Below are 20,099 nucleotides of genomic sequence, written 5' to 3' on the forward strand. Positions count from 1 at the left end.
ATTTATGAGAAGACTAATTGTCACATTATTGTTTTTAAGTACAATTTCAACTTATGCACAAATTGATTCTACAAAAGTAGAAAAGAGTTCAGAAAAAGTAATTTCATCAAAAACTATTAAAAAAGATAGTTTAACCTTAGCTAAAAATGATTCTATTCAAAAATCTATTCTAAAAAAAGAAGGATTTCAAACAGCTAGAGAAATAGATAGTTTATGGTTAGTCGAGATGTATAAATCATCTTTATACGATACCGTTCCTTTTTTGATTAAGGATACACAAATGATGAAATTCGAAACAAAATTGGTTTCTACAAAAGAATTAAAGAAACGTTTAGAACATTTAAATAGTAAAACGCCTTTTAATATTGAATACAATCCAATTTTAGAGAACTTAATCAATAACTATTTAAAAACAAGAAAAAGATCATTATCTAAAGTAATGGAAAGAGCACAATATTACTTTCCGATGTTTGAAGAACATTTAGATAAATATGATTTGCCTTTAGAGATAAAATACCTTGCAATTGTAGAATCTGCGTTGCAACCAAGAATTAAATCTTGGGCAGGAGCTAAAGGATTGTGGCAATTTATGTATCAAACAGGAAAACAATATAATTTAAAAGTAAGTTCTTATGTAGATGAACGTTCGGATCCTTTAAAAGCAACGGAAGCTGCTTGTCAATATTTGGAAGATTTATATAAAATTTTCGGAGATTGGGATTTAGCTTTAGCAGCTTATAATTCTGGTCCAGGAAATGTGACTAAAGCAATTCGTCGTTCTGGAGGACGTAAGAATTACTGGAATTTACGTAATTATTTACCAAGAGAAACAGCAGGATATGTTCCAGCTTTTTATGCGACATTATATTTATTTGAATATGCAGATGAACATGATTTATTTGCTTCATCAAACAAAGTAGCTTTTTTTGAAACAGACACAATTCAAGTAAAAAGGTTACTAACTTTCAAGCAAATTCAAGAAAAAGTAGATGTAGATATGGATTTAATTCGTTATTTAAATCCACAATATAAACTGGATATTATTCCTTTTGTAAAGGATAGAAAATATGCATTGACGTTGCCTAAAGATGCAATTGCGAAGTTTGTAGAAAACGAAAAAGATATTTACGCATATGCAGAGGCACAAGATGCAAAACGAGAAAAACCATTGCCAAAATACACGGAAATGAGTAATCGAATTCGTTACAAAGTAAAATCTGGTGATTATTTAGGTAGAATTGCGAAAAAATTTAGAGTTTCTGTTCGAAAAATAAAACAATGGAATAATTTAAAATCTAATAATATTCGGGTAGGACAACGATTGACAATTTATCCGAGAAATTATTGATAAAATACCATAAAATGCAAAAAGTCTGATTTTTATTAAAAGAATCAGGCTTTTTTATTCATAAAAAATTGACTAGAAACAAACTGTTCTGAATAAATTTGTATTTTTACCATCCTTTAACAATATTCTAACAAGAATGAAGTTAAGAATTTAGGTAAATACAATTATTTTGAAAAGAAGTTATTACATATATTTTGGACTAGTTGGGTTATTGACCGTTATAGGTTGTTCTACAAGGAAAAACAAATTCATTAACAGACAGTATCATGGTTTGACAACCAAATACAATGTGATGTATAATGGTCGATTAGCATTTGAAGATGGAGTGAAGGAATTAGAACAAAATTATTCTGATAATTTTTGGGAAATTTTGCCTATTGAGCCAATTACTATTGAAGAGCAATTGATGCCAACAATTGGTGAAGAACAAAAAAATACTTCAAAATCTTTCGAAAGAGCTGAAGAAAAAGCAGTAAAAGCAGTTCAAAAACATTCAATGAATATTGGAGGAAAAGAAAGAAACTCACAAATTGATGAAGCTTTCTTTTTATTAGGACAATCGAGATATTATTCACAAAGATTTGTTCCAGCTTTAGAGGCTTTCAACTATATTATTCAAAAATATCCTGATGCAAGTTTGATAAATGAAACCATTTATTGGAAAGCAAAAACGGAAATTAGACTTCGAAATCAAGAACAAGCAATTGAAGAATTAAAAAAACTTCTAAAAAGAAGAAAACTTCCAAATGCAATTCGTGAAAAAGCAAATACAGCTTTAGCAATGGCTTATTATAGTTTGGATAGTGTACAACATACAATTGATTATTTAAAAAGTGCAACTAGAACTTCAGAAAATAAAGCACAAACAGCAAGAAATTTATTTATTTTAGGACAATTATACAGAAATGAAGAAAAAGTGGATTCTTCAAATTTTGCATTTTATAGAGTCGCTAAAATGAAGAATATTCCTTATAAATATAAGATTAATGCTGAGCTTGAAAAAGTGAAAAATATTAATGAAAAGTCAAATTTAGCTGCTGTAGAAAAGAAATTAAATAAATTAATCAGAAACAGAGATAATCGTCCATATTTAGAGCAAATTTATTATCATTTAGGAAATGTTTTCCGATTAAAAGATAAAGATTCTATTGCTGCAATGAACTTTAAAAAATCATTGAGAACAAAAGTTTCAACACCATTTCAAAAGGAATTAACATATGAAAAGCTTGGAGATATTTATTTTGATGAATCAAAATATATGCTTTCGGGAGCTTATTATGATAGTGTTTTAGATATTACGAAACATCCAAAATCAAAGCGAGTTCGTCGTGTTAAAAGAGAGCGTAAAAATTTAGATAATGTAATTAAATACGAAGAAATTGCACATAGAAATGATAGTATTTTATATGTTGCAGGACTTACGCCGATTGAACAACAAAAATATTATCAAAAATATATTGATGAATTAAAGAAAAAAGAGGAAGAAGAAAAACAAAAACAATTAAATGCAAATTTATATGCTTTTGGAAGTTCTAACTCTAATGGTATAGGTGCAAAAAATAAAGGTGGAAAATGGTATTTTTACAATGCACAAACAGTTGGATTTGGAAAACAAGAGTTTAAGAAGTCATGGGGAAATCGTCCATTGGAGGACAATTGGAGACTTTCAGATAAAAGCATAATTAAGCAAGTAGAAGTAGAAGAAACAGAAGCTGGTTTAAATGCTGAATTAGATGAAAAAAAGAAAGGATTTTCTAAATATGATGTGAACTTTTATGTATTTCAAGTTCCAGTTTTCCAATCAGAATTAGATTCTATTAAAGAACTTAGAGATGATGCTTACTATAATTTAGGATTAATTTATAAAGAAAACTTTAGAAAATATCCACAAACAGTTAATAAGCTTGAAAAATTATTAGATTATAAACCAAAGCAAATGTTAGAATTGCCAGCAAAATATAATCTATACAAAACATATTTATTATTAAATGATGAGGAAAATGCTGAAAAATATAAGAAAGATATTGTTGAGCATTATCCAGATTCTAGATACGCATTAATTATTACAAATCCAGAGCAATTACTAGCAAGAGAAGATGATGAATCATCACCTGAAAATGTATACAAAAGAGTTTTTGTCAAGTATAAAAGTAAACTTTATAAAGAAACAATTTCAGATTGTAATAGTGCTATCGGACAATTTGCAGATATGCCTTTAATTCCAAAGTTTGAGTTATTAAAAGCATATGCAATTGGAAAAAAACAAGGTAAAAAAGATTTTATAAAAGCTTTAGAGTTTGTAGCTTTGAATTATCCTAATACAGAAGAAGGACAAAAAGCTTCCGAAGTGATGAAAATTCTAAAGGATAAAAAATAATTATTTTTAAAACACAAGAAAATGTTTAGTGATAAAAAAGTAAAAGAAACAACGACCCCTCAAACTTTAGAGAGAAATACAATTGCAAAAAGTACTTCTATAACAGGAGATATTTCTTCGGAAGGAGATTTTCGAATTGATGGTTTTGTAGAAGGAAATATTACAACCTCAGGAAGAGTAGTTATAGGAAAAGATGGGAAAGTAGAAGGAACGATTACTTGTGCAAATGCAGATATTGAAGGAACATTTATTGGAAATTTAAAAGTTCATCAATTATTATCATTAAAATCAACAGCAAAAGTTTCTGGAGAAATATTCACAGCTAAAATTACTGCAGAAATTAATGCCGTTATAACTGGTAATATTGATATGTCAGATGGTGTAAAAGGATTACACAATGGAAATGTCAAAAAAGAAAAAACAGCTTAATAATTATATTCGCTTTTCAGCAATGGGGCTTCAAATGGGAGTTACCATTGCTGTAGGAGCCATTTTTGGGCAATGGCTTGATAAAAAATACCCAAATCCCTACCAAATTTATACCGTAATTTTCTCACTTCTTGCTGTATTTGCAGCAATCTATAATGTTGTAAGACAAGTACTACAAATCAATAAAAAAAATAAAAAAGACGAAAATTAACTTCTCAAAATTCCAAAATTCAGATTCTTAATTGTAGTTTTGTGCCGATTTTAAAATAAATATCTGATGAAATCGCCATACATACATCTGTTAAAAACATATTTACCATTTGCAATTTTACTATTTATAGCTCAATTTTTCTTAGTAAAATCATTAAAATTGGAAGATGAAATGTTTTATTCAACAATAACCATTTATATTTTTCATACAATTGTTACAGGATTAATTTGTGTTGGAATGGTAGCAATTCATAAAATTTTACCAGAGAAAGCAGGGCTAGGATATTTAGCAATGAGCGTGCTAAAAATGTTTGCATCTATAGTGTTTTTAATACCTCTGATACAAAGTGGTAAAGAAAATTATATCCCAGATGTATTCCAATTCTTTATTCCATTCTTTATGTTTTTATTGTATGAAATGCTATTTACAATAAAGTTGTTGAACTCAACTGAAAATAAAGCTGACTAAATAGTTTGATTTTCCAATTTATTATGTAGCTTTGCACGGAATTTTAAAGGCATAATTTTTTACTATCTAAAAAATGATTATAGCAAAGAAATCTATCAAGACATTTATCCTATCAATGTTGCTATCCGTTTCATTAGTAGGATCTTTATTTGCACAAGGACATCATGGTGAAGAATCTTCTCACGGACATGATCAATCTTCTCACCACGAAGAAGAAGCATTTAATCCTAGTGAATTTATTAATGATCATATTGCAGACGCACACGAGTTTCACATCGCTGATTGGGGTGGGCACGCAATTTCTCTACCATTACCTGTAATTTTATGGACAGAGAAAGGATTAGTAACTTTTATGTCGTCTGAGTTCGGACATGGAGCTTACAGAGATAAAAAAGCTAGTGAGTTCACAAGAACTGACCACCACAGAAAGATTGTAGAAAAAAATGGAATGAAGTTCGAATTAGTAAATGGAAACATTTATTATGCTGATAAAGTAGCTGAAATTCACCCAGAGGAATTAAAAGATTTAGCATCAGCGTTCGACTTTAACGTTCGACCTTTAAACTTTTCTTTAACAAAGAATGCATTCTCAATGATTCTTTCAGTTATCTTCTTATACTTAATTTTTGCTAAGGTTGGAAGATCATACAAGAAAAATAAAATGGCACCAAAAGGAATCGCTGGATTAATGGAACCTTTAGTAATTTTCGTTCGTGACGATATTGCTATTCCAAACATTGGAGCTAAGAAATATGCGAAGTTTATGCCTTATTTATTAACAATATTTTTCTTTATTTGGATTAATAACTTAATTGGATTGATTCCATTCTTCCCATTTAGTTCAAACCTTACAGGAAACTTAGCGTTTACATTTACTTTAGCATTTATTACATTTTTAATCACTTCATTTAATGGAAATAAAAACTATTGGGGACACATTTTTGCTCCACCAGTACCATGGCCATTATGGATCTTAATGATTCCTGTTGAGATTATTGGAATGTTTACAAAACCTTTCGCACTTATGATTCGTTTATTCGCGAATATTGCTGCGGGACACATTATCATATTATCATTAGTAGCTTTAATTTTCATCTTTAAGACAGTATTTATCGCACCAGTTTCTGGAGCGTTCGTAATCTTCATGAGTTTCTTAGAGCTATTAGTTGCTGCATTACAAGCGTATGTATTTACACTTTTATCAGCATTATTTATTGGTCAAGCTGTAGATGACCATCACTAAAAAAGAATTTGTTTAATTATTAATTATAAATTTTAATATTATGGTTTTAGCTGGAATTGGTGCTGGAATCGCTGCATTAGCTGCAGGATTAGGTATTGGTAAAATTGGTGGATCTGCAATGGACGCTATTGCACGTCAACCAGAAGCTGCTTCAAAAATTCAAACTGCAATGATTATTGCTGCTGCCTTAATTGAGGGGGTTGCTTTATTCGCAGTAGTAGTTGCTTTAATTGCAAAGTAATTTTTGAAAAAACAAAAAAGTAAAGGAACACACTGCAACGGTTGGTTGCAGTGCTCCTTTCAAAAGAATTAAACAAAGAAAAACATTAAAAAATAGATACTTAAATATACAGTTATGAATCTTATCGCACCTGAAAGTTTAGTTTTTTGGACAACAATTATCTTCGTTGTTTTCTTTTTCATCTTAAAGAAAGTAGCTTGGAAACCGATTTTGACTGCTGTTAAAAACAGAGAAGACTCAATCAACAATGCTTTAGCAGCTGCTGAGGAAGCTCGTAAAGAAATGGCTAATTTAAAAGCTGATAACGAGCGTATCTTAAACGAAGCAAGAGCTGAAAGAGATGCAATGTTAAAAGAGGCGCGTGAAATGAAAGATAACATGATTAATGAGGCAAAAGAGCAAGCACAAACTGAAGCATCTAAATTAATAGAGCAAGCACAAGTTGCTATTCAGAATGAGAAAAATGCTGCTATTGCTGATTTAAAAGGTCAAGTTGCTGAAATTTCATTAGAAATCGCTGAGAAAGTTGTAAAGTCAGAATTATCTGATGATAAGAAACAATTAGAATTAGTAAATTCTTTAGTGAAAGACGTTACTTTAAACTAATCTAACCAAAAAAGAGTAGAGCAGTATGAGAGTAGCACTTAGATATGCAAAAGCAATTGCAGATGTAGCAACAGAAAAGAACGTTGCTTCAGATGTGTATAACGATATGAACATGATAGTGGAAACTATCAGAGAAAGTCAAGATTTGCAAACACTTTTAAAAAGTCCATTATTACATTCTGATGTAAAAAAGGGTGCTTTAGAATCTATTTTTGGTGGAAAAGTGAATGCAGTGTCTATGGACTTAATGCAATTATTAATCACTAATAAAAGAATTGATATTCTTGATGTAATTGCAGAAAGATACATTTCTTTAGCAGATACTTTAGCAGGAAAACAAGTTGCAACAGTAACTACAGCAGTAGCCTTAACAGCTGAGTTAGAAGCGCAAATTTTAGCAAAAGTTAAAGAAATCACTGGAAATGACGCTACATTAGAAAGCATTATTGATCCTGAAGTAATTGGAGGATTCATTTTAAGAGTTGGAGATGTTCAATTCGATGCAAGTGTAGCTAGTAAATTAAAGGCATTAAAAGTAAAATTTGAAAATAATCGTTACACAGCATAAGTGTAATACTATTTTAATAGCAAAATTTTTTAGTTTTTAAAAACAAATAAAATGGCAGCAATAAATCCAGCTGAGATATCAGCAATTTTGAAACAACAATTATCAGGTTTCGAGGCAAATGCATCGCTTGATGAAGTAGGAACAGTACTACAAGTAGGAGATGGTATTGCACGTGTATATGGTTTATCAAATGTACAATATGGTGAGTTAGTAGATTTCGGATCAGGATTACAAGGAATTGTACTAAACCTAGAAGAAGATAATGTTGGGGTTGTATTATTAGGAGACTCTAAAGAAGTAAAAGAAGGATCAACAGTAAAACGTACAAATACAATTGCATCTTTAAACGTAGGAGAAGGAATTGTTGGACGTGTTGTTGATACATTAGGAAATCCAATCGATGGTAAAGGACCAATCGCAGGTGAAACTTACGAAATGCCACTTGAGCGTAAAGCTCCAGGAGTAGTTTTCCGTGAGCCTGTAACTGAACCATTACAAACTGGTATCAAATCAGTAGATGCTATGATTCCTGTAGGAAGAGGACAACGTGAGTTAATCATTGGTGACCGTCAAACAGGTAAATCAACTGTAGCAATTGATACAATCTTAAATCAAAAAGAATTTTACGATGCTGGTAACCCAGTATATTGTATTTATGTTGCAATTGGACAAAAAGCTTCAACAGTAGCGGGAATCGTTAGTTTATTAGAAGAAAAAGGTGCTTTAGCTTATACAACAGTTGTTGCTGCAAACGCATCTGATCCAGCTCCAATGCAAGTATATGCTCCATTCGCAGGTGCTGCAATCGGAGAATATTTCCGTGATACAGGACGTCCTGCATTAATCGTTTATGATGATTTATCTAAACAAGCCGTAGCTTACCGTGAGGTATCTCTTTTATTAAGAAGACCACCAGGTCGTGAGGCTTATCCTGGAGACGTATTCTACTTACACTCTCGTTTATTAGAGCGTGCTGCAAAAGTTATCAACGATGATAAAATTGCTGCTCAAATGAATGATGTACCAGATTCATTAAAAGGTAAAGTTAAAGGAGGAGGATCTCTTACTGCATTACCAATTATTGAAACACAAGCGGGAGACGTTTCTGCATATATTCCTACAAACGTAATTTCTATTACTGATGGACAGATTTTCTTAGAGTCTGATTTATTCAACTCAGGAGTTCGTCCAGCGATTAACGTAGGTATTTCAGTATCTCGTGTAGGAGGTTCTGCACAGATTAAATCAATGAAGAAAGTATCTGGAACATTAAAATTAGATCAAGCTCAATTCCGTGAATTAGAAGCATTCGCGAAATTTGGATCTGACTTAGATGCTGCAACAATGAACGTGATTGAAAAAGGTAAGAGAAACGTGGAGATCTTAAAGCAAGCTCAAAACGATCCATTTACTGTGGAAGATCAGGTTGCTATCATTTACGCAGGTTCTAAGAACTTATTAAAAGATGTTCCTGTAAATAAAGTTAAAGAATTCGAAAGAGATTACATCGAGTACTTAAACGCAAAACACAGAGATGCATTAGATACTTTAAAGGCTGGAAAATTAACAGACGAAGTAACTACTGTATTAGCTAATGTAGCAAAAGAATTATCAGCAAAATATGCTTAATAAAGCTTTTAGTATTGAGTAGTAAGGTTCATTCCTTACTACTGAATACTCAATACTAAATAACTCTATACTTATGGCAAACTTAAAAGAAATACGTAACAGAATCACATCTATTAGTTCAACTATGCAAATTACTAGTGCCATGAAAATGGTATCTGCTGCAAAGTTGAAAAAAGCTCAAGATGCAATCACAGAAATGCGCCCTTATGCTGATAAGTTAACTGAACTTTTACAAAGTTTAAGCGCAACACTAGATGATAATGCTGGTGGTGTGTATTCTGAGCAAAGAGAAGTATCTAAAGTATTACTTGTTCCTATTACTTCTAACAGAGGTTTATGTGGTGGATTCAATTCTTCTATTATCAAAGAGACGAAGAGAGTTGCTACACAATATTCAGGAAAAGAAATTGATATTTTAACTATTGGAAAAAAAGGAAACGATCTTTTATCAAAAGAATTTAATACTATCGAAAATAACAATGAGATTTTTGATGATATTACTTATGATAATGTTTCTGTAATTGCGGAAAAATTAATGAATTTATTCGCTGATGGTAGTTACGATAAAATAGAAATTGTTTACAATAGATTTAAGAATGCTGCCACGCAAATTGCTACTGTAGAACAATTTTTACCAATCAAACCAGTGGAGAAAGATTCTAATGTTGTTTTAGATTATATCTTTGAACCATCTAAAAATGAAATCGTTTTAGACTTAGTTCCTAAATCGTTAAAAACACAATTATTAAAAGCTATAAGAGATTCATTCGCTGCGGAACATGGTGCTCGTATGACTGCAATGCATAAAGCAACAGATAACGCAACTGAACTGAAAAATGAGTTATTATTAACTTATAACAAAGCTCGTCAGGCTGCAATTACAAACGAAATCTTAGAGATCGTTGGTGGAGCGGAAGCTTTAAATAACTAAGAATACAGAATTGTTGTAAAATACAATTTCAAAATATTAAAAAACCCACAGAATATTTCTGTGGGTTTTTTGTTTTTATATATAATTATTAATTAGAAAAATGCTATGAAAAAATCTATACTTTTAATTTGTTTTGTAATTTCTTTCAAATCATTCTCTGTACATAAAAATGTAGTAAGAAATTTTCAATATGGAAATGTTTCGGGAACTTATATTACAGCATGTAACAATGATGGAAATATAAATGACTTTGATATTTTAACACAATTAACAGCAAAGCTTGCCGAAAAAGTTTCTTATAAAGACCCAATTCTATTATTTTTTAAACATAAAACTTCTACTTATAAATCTCGGTTTTCTGAAATTAAAAAGGATAATAAAGCTCATGGGAAAGTTTTTGGAATTACTTTTAACGATTATAATTTTAAAAAAATCAATATTTGGGAAACATTGAAACTTTTAGAATTTGCAATGAAAAATGATTTTAAACAGGAAAAAAGAATAATTATTAAATATTCAGAATTAGCTGATGAATTAATGTTTAAAATTAAAAAATCAGAAGAATCTAAAGAGATTGAAAAGTTGCGAAGAGAACAAATATTCTTTTTAAATAAAAACGGAATTCAAGCATATTTCGAGAATAAAACGTATCATTTTACAAATCAAAAAATAACTTTTCAAACAAATTCTCTTGAATATTTATTGACTTTATATAATGGAATCATGGTTTTTGATACAAAATCTACTTTTATTTATTTTAATTCAAAAACTACAATGAAGAAAAAAATAGAGTTAGATTTATATAAAAATCTTTCAGATTTTCCTTTCTATTATAATTCTATAAATATTTATAATCAAAAGAAATTAAAAGAAGGAATATTTATTTATAAAGTAAGAGATTCAAAACAAAATGGTTTTATATTTTCAGAAGAAAAAAACGAAATAATAGATTTTTATAATAAGTCAAATAATCCTTAAAATTCTCCGTATATTTGAGTTCATTGAAAAGAAAAAGTAAAATTAAAAACTAAAAAAAAAGAGCTAATGCAACAACCAAAAATTCACTTCGAGAATATTTTATTTTTAGACATTGAAACAGTTCCTGAAACTGAAACTTTTGAAGAACTTTCTGATATTAAAAAACAACTTTTTGCTGATAAGACGAAATACCAAAGAAAAGATGAAGAAACTCCAGAAGAGTTTTATCATAAAGCTGGAATTTGGGCAGAATTTGGAAAAATTGTATGTATTTCTGTTGGTTTTTTCAAACAGAAAGAAGGAGATAGAAATTTTAGAGTAAAATCGTTTTTTGGAGAAGAAGGACAACTTTTAAATGAATTTAAAAATCTTCTGGAAAGTTATTTTGCACATTCAAAATATTTGCTTTGCGCACATAATGGAAAAGAATTTGATTTTCCTTATATCGCAAGACGAATGGTAATTAATGGAATTTCTTTACCTCAAAAATTAAATTTATTCGGAAAAAAACCTTGGGAAATTCCACATATTGATACTATGGAAATGTGGAAATTTGGAGATTTTAAACATTATACTTCTTTAAAACTTTTGACAACTATTTTAAATATTCCTTCACCGAAAGATGACATTGATGGAAGTCAGGTTGCAGAAGTTTTTTATAAAGAAAAAGATATTGATAGAATAATTACTTATTGCGAAAAAGACACAATTACTGTTGCGCAACTTTTGTTACGTTTCCAGAATTTACCACTGTTAGAAGAGCATGAAATAATCATAACTTAATATATTTGCTCAAGCGAAAAAATGAAAGTTTAACTTCGGTTAAACTTTTTTTATGGATTAAATTTCGATTTGAACTTTTTTGCTTTCCAAATAAATTAGATAACTTTCTTATAAATTATCAAATAGAAAAACTGATAACAAAACATGTCTGAAAAATCAACTTTTATAGTTTATAATGCATCTGCTGGAAGTGGAAAAACGTTTACGTTGGTGAAAGAAACCTTGGTATTACTGCTTTCGACGAATGATTTAATGCGTTATAAACGAATTTTGGCAATTACGTTTACGAATAAAGCTGCAGGAGAAATGAAAGAAAGAATCATTCATTATCTAAAACTTTTTGCTGATAAAAAAGAGAATGATATGTTGGATCATGTATTTCAAATTATCAGTGAAAAAAAGCCAATTTCAAAAGAGTTGATTTGCAATCGCGCAAAAACTGTTTTGGAAAATATCCTACATAATTATGCAGCTTTTAGTGTAACGACAATTGATAGTTTGACACATCGAATTATTCGAAGTTTTTCAAAAGATTTAGGTTTGTCTTTGAATTTTGAAGTAGAAATGGATGGTGGAAAATTAATTGAAGAAGCTGTCGATATTTTAATTGCAAAAATTGGAAAAGACAAAGAAGTTACAGATTTACTTTTGCAGTTTTCACTTCAAAAATCAGAAGAAGATAAATCTTGGGATATTTCTAAAGAATTGAAAGAATTTGCAAGAACTTTATTGAATGAAGATGATATTCGAGAATTGGAAAAAGTAAAAGATAAATCAATTCAAGATTATAAAAAGCTTCGAAAATTTATTCAATCTCAAAATGAAATTATTGAAGAACAAGCGCAAAAAATAGGAAAAGAAGCTTTGGATTTGATAGAATCGAATGGAATTGAAATAAAAGATTTTAATCGTTCTGTGATTCCAAAATATTTTGAAAAACTTCGAGATGCTTTTAAAGACAACGATTTTCTTCCAGATGTAACTGCTTTTAAACATTTTGAAAATAATACACTTTACGCAAAATCGAAACCAGCGAATGTTAAACAAAGTATTGATGCAATAGCTCCAAAATTAAAAGAGCTTTTTGAAGATTCCATGCGATATGGGAAATATTATTATTTGAATAAAAGATATTTAAATAGCATTGTTCCGATGTCTGTTTTAAATGCTGTTCGACATGAATTAGAGCAATTAAAAGAAGAAAATAATATTCGTTTAAATGCTGAATTTAATAAAATCATTAATGATGAAATTCGCAAACAACCTGTTCCTTTTATTTATGAAAGAATTGGACAACGATATTCGGATTATTTTATTGATGAAATGCAAGATACTTCTGTTTTGCAATGGGAAAATTTAATTCCTTTAATTGGAAATGCTTTGCATAGTGAATACGATGATAAAACAAAAGGTTTTTTGTTATTGGTTGGTGATGCGAAACAAGCAATTTATAGTTTTAGAGGTGGAAAAGCAGAACAATTTATTAAACTTTCTGAGTTTGAAGATGAGGAATATTTAGAAGTTGAAACGGAAGAAAATCCATTTTATATTGAGAAATCTTTGGAGAACTTGACAACAAACTTCCGCAGTCACTCTGCGATTGTTGACTTCACTAATGACTTTTTTACACATATTTCTAAATTTTTAAATAATGAATCTTATCAAAATTTATATGTAGAAGGAAATCAACAAAACATTAATTCGAATAAAGAAGGTTATGTAGAAATTTCTTTTGTAGATAAGAAAAATTTGGATGCAGAAGAAAAAGAATTGGTGTATCCGAAAAAAGTTTTAGAGATAATTCAGAATATGGATTCGGCTTTTCAACGAAAAGACATTTGTATTTTAACTCGAAAAACAAAAGATGCAAGAGCTGTTGCAAAATATTTAAGTGAAAATAATATTGATATTGTTTCTTCTGAAACACTTTTAATCAATAATTCGGAGAAAGTACAATTTATCATCAATCTTTTGAAGTTTATTCATTTTGATTTAGATAAACAAGTGAAAATTGATGCATTATATTTCTTGTATAAACATTTAGAAATTCAAGAAGAAGAGCATCATTTTTTAGCAGAATTTATTCATTTAAATAATAATGAGTTTTTTGAAAAATTAGCCGAATTTTCTATTGTATTTGATTATGCTGATTTTCTTCAAAAACCTTTGATAAATGGAGTAGAACAAATCATTCGAGATTTTAAATTAACACAAGAAACAGATGCGTATTTACAGTTTTTCTTGGATTTAGTGATGGAATATCAAGATTCGAAAGGAAACAGTTTGTTGGGATTTTTGTCTTTTTGGGAACAACAGAAAGATAAGAAAACGATTATTTCGCCAGAGGGACAAGATGCTGTTCGAATCATGACAATTCACAAGTCAAAAGGATTGGAATTTCCAGTGGTAATTTTTCCTTATGATTTACATATTTATGGCGAAATAACTAGAAAGTTTTGGTATCCTCTAGATCCAGAAATTTACCAAGGATTTCCATCTTTAAAAATTGATTATAATATTGAGAAATTTAAATTGCTTGGTGGAGCTGCGGAAATTTTAGCAACAAAGAGAGAACACGATTTGGAGTTGGATAATTTTAATCTGTTATATGTGGCTTTAACTCGACCTGTGGAGCAATTATATATTATTTCAGAAAAGAACTTAGATTCGAAAGGAAATGAGCGATTAAATAACTATTCTGGCTTATTCATTAATTATTTAAAAATGTTTACGGATGAAAATGCTTGGGATGAAAATAAAGATGTATATGAATTTGGTTCCAAAGAAAGAAAACATTTACCAAAAGAAGAAACATCAGAAATTGAAACAATACAACAAAAGCGATTTTTATCGACGCCATGGAAAGATCATCAGATTTCGATTGTGACAAGTGCTTCTTTACTTTGGGATACGGAACAAGAAGAAGCGATTTCTTATGGAAATTTGATTCATGAAATTGCTTCGAAAATTATCACTAAAAAAGATATTGAATCTGTTGTTGATACTTATGTTTTTGAAGGAGTTTTAGAAATTGAACAACGAGGAGAAATTATACAAAAACTTTTTGCAATTGTAGAACATCCGATTTTACAAGCTTTTTATGAAGAAGGAATTAAAGTTTACAATGAAAGAGAAATTATGGTTCCGAAAACAAAAGAGCAAATTGCATATGAATCTGGAATGAAAGGATTAAATGAAGATAAGATCAAAACGTATGAGATTTTAATTCCAGATAGAATGGTTGTTTTACCTAATAATGAAGCAATAATTATTGATTATAAAACAGGAAAACCATCTTTTACATATCACAAACAATTAGAAAGATATGCGGAAGTTATCGAAAAAATGAATTATAAAGTTTCGAAGAAATATTTAGTATATATTGATGAAGAGATTGTAGTGGAAGAAGTATAATTATTAATTACATTTGTAAACATTAAGATTTTCAAAGTCGATAATTAAACTTTTAATAAAAAGAATTTTATCTCAAAACTAAAAAAATATGTACGGCAAAATCAAAGAAACTTTACAAAAAGAGATTCAAGAAATAAAAGATGCAGGTTTGTATAAAAAAGAAAGAATTATTACATCTTCTCAGGATGCAGTAATCAAGATTTCTACAGGAGAAGAAGTGATTAACTTTTGTGCAAACAACTATTTAGGATTATCAAATAATAAGGAAGTAATCCAAGCTGCAAAAGACACGATGGATACACACGGATTTGGAATGTCATCTGTACGTTTTATCTGTGGAACTCAAGATATTCATAAGAATTTAGAAGCAAAAATTGCAGAATTTTACCAAACAGAAGATACAATTCTTTATGCAGCAGCTTTTGATGCAAATGGAGGAGTTTTTGAGCCATTATTATCAAAAGAAGATGCGATTATTTCAGATTCATTAAATCACGCTTCAATTATTGATGGAGTTAGACTTTGTAAAGCTGCAAGATATCGTTATGATAATAATGATATGCAAAGTTTAGAAGAGCAATTAATCAAAGCTAATGAGCAAAATCATAGATTTAAAATTATCGTAACTGATGGAGTTTTCTCTATGGATGGAATTGTTGCAAAATTAGATGAGATTTGTGATTTAGCAGATAAATATGATGCGCTTGTAATGGTAGATGAATGTCATGCAGCAGGATTTATCGGAAAAACAGGAAGAGGAACATTAGAGTTGAAAAACGTAATGGGACGTGTAGATATCGTAACAGGAACTTTAGGAAAAGCACTTGGAGGAGCAATGGGAGGATATACTACAGGAAAGAAAGAAATCATTGATATTTTACGTCAACGATCTAGGCCATATTTATTCTCGAATTCATTAGCACCTGCAATTGTTGGAGCTTCTTTAAAAGTATTTGATCTACTTTCTTCAGATACTACTTTAAGAGATAAATTAGAATGGAATACAGACTATTTCAAAAAAGGAATGACGGAAGCTGGATTTGATATTGTAGAAGGAGATTCTGCAATTGTTCCAGTAATGTTATACGATGCGAAATTATCACAAGATATGGCAGATATGCTTTTAGAAGAAGGAATTTATGTTATTGGGTTCTTCTACCCAGTTGTTCCTAAAGAAAAAGCTAGAATTAGAGTACAATTATCTGCTGCTCATGAGCAAGAACACTTAGACAAAGCAATAAATGCCTTTATAAAAGTGGGTAAAAAGCTTGGAGTGCTAGAAAAATAAGAAAATGTTAATAAGAAATTAACGAAAAGCCTTTGAAAATAGTCAATTAGGATTTACTTTTGCAAAAAAATAGTAAATTTTTAATACACGAAGAAATGAGACATTTTACAAAGGCTTTTTTAGCCTTTTTATTATTAGCATGTGTTAATACGATACATGCTCAGGATTCTGACAATCCATGGTTAGTAGGGATTGGATATAATGCTGTTGACTTTAACTCAGCTGGATCTACAGGAAATGGAAGATTTGATAGTTTTTTCAAGTTTGATAATTACAACATTAATGGATCTTCTTTAAGATTTTCAGGAGCTCGTTACTTAGGGTCTGGTTTTAGTGTTGAAGCTGCTTTATCTTTAAATACAATCGATAGATTTGGAGAAGAAAAATTAGATAATGATTTATCTTATTTAGCATTTGATGCTGGAGCTAAATACGACATCAACAATTTAGTTGGAGAAACTGGGTGGTTTGATCCTTATTTAGGTTTAGGTCTTGGATATGTTTCTTTAGAAGATGAAGCTACTTCATCTGTTAATGGAACTGCAGGATTTAATATTTGGTTTGCTGAAAAGTTTGGTTTATATGTACAAACTATGTACAAAAGAACTTTAAAACCAGAAGATGTTGCTAGACACTTCCAACATTCTGCTGGAGTTGTATTTAGATTTGGAGCAAAAGATACTGATAAAGATGGTATTGTTGACAAAAAAGATAAATGTCCAGAAACTTTCGGTTTAGAAGAATTCAACGGATGTCCAGATTCAGATGGAGATGGTGTTAAAGATTCTGAAGATGCTTGTCCAGATGTAGCAGGAGAAAAAGAATTAGGAGGATGTCCTGATTCAGATAACGACGGAATCGCTGATAAAAACGATGCTTGTCCAAATGCTAAAGGAACTGAGAAAAACGGAGGATGTCCAGATTCAGATGGAGATTCTGTAGCTGATAAAGATGATGCTTGTCCTAACAAAGTTGGACCAAAAGAAAACAATGGATGTCCTTGGCCAGATACTGATGGTGACGGAATCTTAGACAAAGATGATAAATGTCCAAACGAAGCTGGAATTGCAGGTGAAGGTGGATGTCCAAAACCGGTAATCACTAGAGATGCTGTAGCAAAAATTAAAGAAAATGCAAAAGCAATCAAGTTTGGTGTAGGAAGTTCTTACTTCACTCCAAGAAAATCTAAGCAATTAGATGAGATTGTTACTTTAATGAAAGAAAATAAAGATGCTAAATTCTTAATCGAAGGAAACACTGATAACACTGGTTCAGATAAATTAAACGAAAGGTTATCTGTGAAGAGAGCTGAAGGTGTTAAGAAATACTTAGTAAAAGCTGGAATCGATGCTTCAAGAATTGAAGTAAAAGGTTTAGGTGAAACTAACCCAATTGATTCAAATAAAACTTGGAAAGGTAGAGCTAATAACCGTAGAGTTGATTTTGTTGTAATCAATCTATAAGATATAAATAACAACATTTTTAAATAGAGCTATTCAAATTTGAATAGCTCTATTTTTTTATAAATAAAATAGTAAAAAATTGTTTTATAGATAAATATTTTTAATTATTAACATAAATTTTAAATAATAAATAATTAATCAATATTCTATTGATGTTTTGTTAATAAAGGTAACTTTAAAATAAAAATTACTTTTCATTTTAGATAACATTAATTTAATTTCACCAAATAGGTTTGTAATGCAGAAAACAAGAAAGTTGTTGAAGCATAACTAAACCAAAAACAATGAAAAAAACTACTTTATTTTTAACATCTACTTTTTTAATGATGACTGGTGCTTTTGCACAAAGCGAATTCCCAACAGAAGTACAACCAGACTGGGATGCAACAGAAATGGTTATAATGAATGAATCTCCTGTAACTTCTCAAATTTTATTCACAGGAGGAGTAGATATGGTTCAAACAAGATCAGGAGAAACTTTAGCAAAGCAATGGCATGATTTCATCGGATTTACGCCAGTAACTGATGAAGACTGTGTTCCAGAAGGTGCATATGGATGGATTTCTATCAATCATGAAATGATTGCTAAAGATGATAAAATTGGTGATGGAGGAGGAATGACTTCTTTTTTAGTTAAAAGATTAGAAGATGGAACTTTTGAAGTTTTAGATCAATCTTTATCAGATGGAAGAGAAGGAAAATTCTTTAATGTAGATTTTAGTGCAGTTGGAGAAACTGGAATGAACTGTGGTGGAATTAATTCTTCAATTGATGGTAGAGTTTGGACAGCTGAAGAATGGTTCAGAACAAGTAATGAATCTATTAATGATGGAGGAGATGGTGTAAGAGATATTTCTGATTATACAATTAAATACACAGATTTTGATTTTGCAAATTTTCAAACAATTGAAAAATATCAGAATTTTAACTGGATGGTGGAGATTGATCCAAGAAATGCAAAAGCAATTCGTAAACAATATAACTGGGGACGTCAAGGATTTGAAGGTGGAGCTATCGCACCAGATAATCAAACTGTTTATTTAGGCGTAGATGCAAACCCAACTTTCTTCACAAAATTCGTTGCAGATACTCCTGGAGATTTTACAAAAGGAAATTTATATGTTTACAAACACGATGCTGCTGAAAAATGGGTGGAAATCGATAATGATGATTTTGATAAAATGTTAAACTATTTTGACGAAGCAATTGCTGCAAATGCAACAATGTATAATCGTATCGAATGGGTAACTGTTGATAAAAATACTGGTAAAGTATATTTAACTGAAACAGGTAGAGATAATATTGGTGAAAAATGGGCTGATGAAGCTGCTGCTGGAGCTGTTTTCGCACCACATCATGTTACTAGAGCTGCTGCACAAGGATTGGCAACTCCTGATGAAAATTATACAGATTACTATGGAAGAGTTTTAGAATTTGATCCTTCTACAAATGAATTTTCTGTTTATTTAGCTGCTGGTCCAGAAATGACTGAAGAGAATGTTGCAGAAGCTGATTATCCTGAAAAACATTTATCAAATCCTGATGGATTGAATTTATTATATTCTGGAGATAAGACATATATGTTAATTTGTGAAGATTTAAATGGAACTTCTTACGGAAGAATGCCAGCTGAATATGCTTCTAACAAAATGTGTGAATTATATATGTTAGATATGTCTGTTGAAAATCCAACAATTGACAATTTGTTCCGTATCGCTCAAACTCCTGCTGGAGCTGAAATTACTGGTGTTTGTCCAACTCCTGACGGAAAAACAATTATGTTTAATTCACAACATCCGAGCTCAGATAATCCTGCTCCTTACAACAATTCTTTAACTGTTGCTTTACACGGTGTAGATGAATTAGTAAATGCTTTAGATGTGACAGATTTCGTTCCAACTTCTTCGGATTCTTTTGAGATTTTCCCAAATCCAGTAGAAAGATTAGTTTATTTAAGTAAGAAAACAGATGTTGCTTTATATGAAGTAACTGGAAAAAGAGTTGCTGTTTACAGAAACAGAAAATCTTTTGATGTTAGTAACTTAAATCCTGGAGTTTATTTCGTAGTTACTAAAGACAAAGAAACTAAGAAATTAGTAATTAAATAGTTTATTTTTTTAAT

17 protein-coding genes are annotated in these 20,099 nt (G+C 30.1%); all 17 read left to right on the forward strand.

The features are described 5' to 3' along the window. The first annotated feature begins 4 nt into the window (after positions 1 to 4). The 17 genes from I1A51_RS15885 (at position 5) to I1A51_RS15965 (ending at position 20,085) form a co-directional block, all read left to right on the forward strand. Positions 5 to 1,348 carry a lytic transglycosylase domain-containing protein gene (locus I1A51_RS15885; protein ID WP_196895695.1) on the forward strand — a complete coding sequence of 448 codons (1,344 nt, stop codon included), beginning with the start codon at positions 5 to 7 and terminating at the stop codon, positions 1,346 to 1,348. 211 nt (positions 1,349 to 1,559) lie between these two features. Then, positions 1,560 to 3,725, forward strand: a complete 2,166-nt coding sequence (gene porW, locus I1A51_RS15890; protein WP_449500865.1) for a type IX secretion system periplasmic lipoprotein PorW/SprE — start codon at positions 1,560 to 1,562, stop codon at positions 3,723 to 3,725. A 21-nt stretch (positions 3,726 to 3,746) separates the two neighbouring features. Further along, on the forward strand, positions 3,747 to 4,154 hold the full coding sequence (locus I1A51_RS15895; protein WP_196895699.1) for a bactofilin family protein: 408 nt from the start codon (positions 3,747 to 3,749) through the stop codon (positions 4,152 to 4,154). Then, complete coding sequence (locus I1A51_RS15900; RefSeq protein WP_196895701.1) at positions 4,123 to 4,365, forward strand: AtpZ/AtpI family protein; 243 nt, start codon at positions 4,123 to 4,125, stop codon at positions 4,363 to 4,365. Before I1A51_RS15895 ends, I1A51_RS15900 begins: the two co-directional genes overlap by 32 nt. A gap of 66 nt (positions 4,366 to 4,431) precedes the next feature. Further along, positions 4,432 to 4,833: a hypothetical protein gene (locus I1A51_RS15905; RefSeq protein WP_196895703.1), complete on the forward strand. Its 402-nt coding sequence runs from the start codon at positions 4,432 to 4,434 to the stop codon at positions 4,831 to 4,833. Between the two features lie 73 nt (positions 4,834 to 4,906). Continuing rightward, entirely contained in the window at positions 4,907 to 6,076 is a 1,170-nt protein-coding gene (gene atpB / locus I1A51_RS15910) for a F0F1 ATP synthase subunit A (RefSeq protein ID WP_196895705.1), read from the forward strand. Positions 6,077 to 6,116: 40 nt separating this feature from the next. Then, complete coding sequence (atpE, locus tag I1A51_RS15915) at positions 6,117 to 6,317, forward strand: ATP synthase F0 subunit C (protein WP_196895707.1); 201 nt, start codon at positions 6,117 to 6,119, stop codon at positions 6,315 to 6,317. Between the two features lie 114 nt (positions 6,318 to 6,431). Then, a complete protein-coding gene (locus I1A51_RS15920; RefSeq protein ID WP_196895709.1) occupies positions 6,432 to 6,923 on the forward strand; it encodes a F0F1 ATP synthase subunit B in 492 nt (163 codons plus the stop codon). Between the two features lie 25 nt (positions 6,924 to 6,948). After that, the gene (gene atpH / locus I1A51_RS15925) at positions 6,949 to 7,491 is read left to right on the forward strand and encodes an ATP synthase F1 subunit delta (RefSeq protein ID WP_196895711.1); all 543 of its coding nucleotides are present in this window, start codon (positions 6,949 to 6,951) and stop codon (positions 7,489 to 7,491) included. 51 nt (positions 7,492 to 7,542) lie between these two features. Continuing rightward, a complete protein-coding gene (gene atpA / locus I1A51_RS15930; protein WP_196895713.1) occupies positions 7,543 to 9,120 on the forward strand; it encodes a F0F1 ATP synthase subunit alpha in 1,578 nt (525 codons plus the stop codon). A gap of 73 nt (positions 9,121 to 9,193) precedes the next feature. Continuing rightward, positions 9,194 to 10,051, forward strand: a complete 858-nt coding sequence (atpG, locus tag I1A51_RS15935) for an ATP synthase F1 subunit gamma (RefSeq protein ID WP_196895715.1) — start codon at positions 9,194 to 9,196, stop codon at positions 10,049 to 10,051. 105 nt (positions 10,052 to 10,156) lie between these two features. Then, the gene (locus I1A51_RS15940; protein WP_196895717.1) at positions 10,157 to 11,029 is read left to right on the forward strand and encodes a hypothetical protein; all 873 of its coding nucleotides are present in this window, start codon (positions 10,157 to 10,159) and stop codon (positions 11,027 to 11,029) included. A 66-nt stretch (positions 11,030 to 11,095) separates the two neighbouring features. Next, complete coding sequence (locus I1A51_RS15945; protein WP_196895719.1) at positions 11,096 to 11,812, forward strand: 3'-5' exonuclease; 717 nt, start codon at positions 11,096 to 11,098, stop codon at positions 11,810 to 11,812. Between the two features lie 144 nt (positions 11,813 to 11,956). Further along, positions 11,957 to 15,226, forward strand: a complete 3,270-nt coding sequence (locus I1A51_RS15950; RefSeq protein WP_196895721.1) for a UvrD-helicase domain-containing protein — start codon at positions 11,957 to 11,959, stop codon at positions 15,224 to 15,226. A gap of 88 nt (positions 15,227 to 15,314) precedes the next feature. Beyond that, positions 15,315 to 16,514, forward strand: a complete 1,200-nt coding sequence (gene kbl, locus I1A51_RS15955; RefSeq protein ID WP_196895723.1) for a glycine C-acetyltransferase — start codon at positions 15,315 to 15,317, stop codon at positions 16,512 to 16,514. A gap of 95 nt (positions 16,515 to 16,609) precedes the next feature. Continuing rightward, positions 16,610 to 17,977 (forward strand): OmpA family protein, encoded by a 1,368-nt coding sequence (locus I1A51_RS15960; protein ID WP_196895725.1) that lies wholly within the window; start codon positions 16,610 to 16,612, stop codon positions 17,975 to 17,977. 284 nt (positions 17,978 to 18,261) lie between these two features. After that, positions 18,262 to 20,085, forward strand: coding sequence for an alkaline phosphatase PhoX (locus tag I1A51_RS15965; protein WP_196895727.1), 1,824 nt, complete (start codon positions 18,262 to 18,264; stop codon positions 20,083 to 20,085). The last annotated feature ends 14 nt before the right edge of the window (positions 20,086 to 20,099 follow it).

It is taken from the genome of Aureivirga marina (assembly GCF_015767265.1).
Lineage (GTDB): Bacteria > Bacteroidota > Bacteroidia > Flavobacteriales > Flavobacteriaceae > Aureivirga > Aureivirga marina.

Excerpts from the sequence above, each read along its gene's own strand:
- I1A51_RS15945 (WP_196895719.1), top strand. The coding sequence starts at position 11,096 with ATGCAACAACCAAAAATTCACTTCGAGAATATTTTATTTTTAGACATT.
- atpG (WP_196895715.1), top strand. The coding sequence starts at position 9,194 with ATGGCAAACTTAAAAGAAATACGTAACAGAATCACATCTATTAGTTCA.
- I1A51_RS15895 (WP_196895699.1), top strand. The coding sequence starts at position 3,747 with ATGTTTAGTGATAAAAAAGTAAAAGAAACAACGACCCCTCAAACTTTA.
- I1A51_RS15950 (WP_196895721.1), top strand. The coding sequence starts at position 11,957 with ATGTCTGAAAAATCAACTTTTATAGTTTATAATGCATCTGCTGGAAGT.
- atpH (WP_196895711.1), top strand. The coding sequence starts at position 6,949 with ATGAGAGTAGCACTTAGATATGCAAAAGCAATTGCAGATGTAGCAACA.
- atpE (WP_196895707.1), top strand. The coding sequence starts at position 6,117 with ATGGTTTTAGCTGGAATTGGTGCTGGAATCGCTGCATTAGCTGCAGGA.
- I1A51_RS15965 (WP_196895727.1), top strand. The coding sequence starts at position 18,262 with ATGAAAAAAACTACTTTATTTTTAACATCTACTTTTTTAATGATGACT.
- atpB (WP_196895705.1), top strand. The coding sequence starts at position 4,907 with ATGATTATAGCAAAGAAATCTATCAAGACATTTATCCTATCAATGTTG.
- kbl (WP_196895723.1), top strand. The coding sequence starts at position 15,315 with ATGTACGGCAAAATCAAAGAAACTTTACAAAAAGAGATTCAAGAAATA.
- I1A51_RS15960 (WP_196895725.1), top strand. The coding sequence starts at position 16,610 with ATGAGACATTTTACAAAGGCTTTTTTAGCCTTTTTATTATTAGCATGT.
- I1A51_RS15905 (WP_196895703.1), top strand. The coding sequence starts at position 4,432 with ATGAAATCGCCATACATACATCTGTTAAAAACATATTTACCATTTGCA.
- I1A51_RS15900 (WP_196895701.1), top strand. The coding sequence starts at position 4,123 with ATGGAAATGTCAAAAAAGAAAAAACAGCTTAATAATTATATTCGCTTT.
- I1A51_RS15920 (WP_196895709.1), top strand. The coding sequence starts at position 6,432 with ATGAATCTTATCGCACCTGAAAGTTTAGTTTTTTGGACAACAATTATC.
- I1A51_RS15940 (WP_196895717.1), top strand. The coding sequence starts at position 10,157 with ATGAAAAAATCTATACTTTTAATTTGTTTTGTAATTTCTTTCAAATCA.
- I1A51_RS15885 (WP_196895695.1), top strand. The coding sequence starts at position 5 with ATGAGAAGACTAATTGTCACATTATTGTTTTTAAGTACAATTTCAACT.
- atpA (WP_196895713.1), top strand. The coding sequence starts at position 7,543 with ATGGCAGCAATAAATCCAGCTGAGATATCAGCAATTTTGAAACAACAA.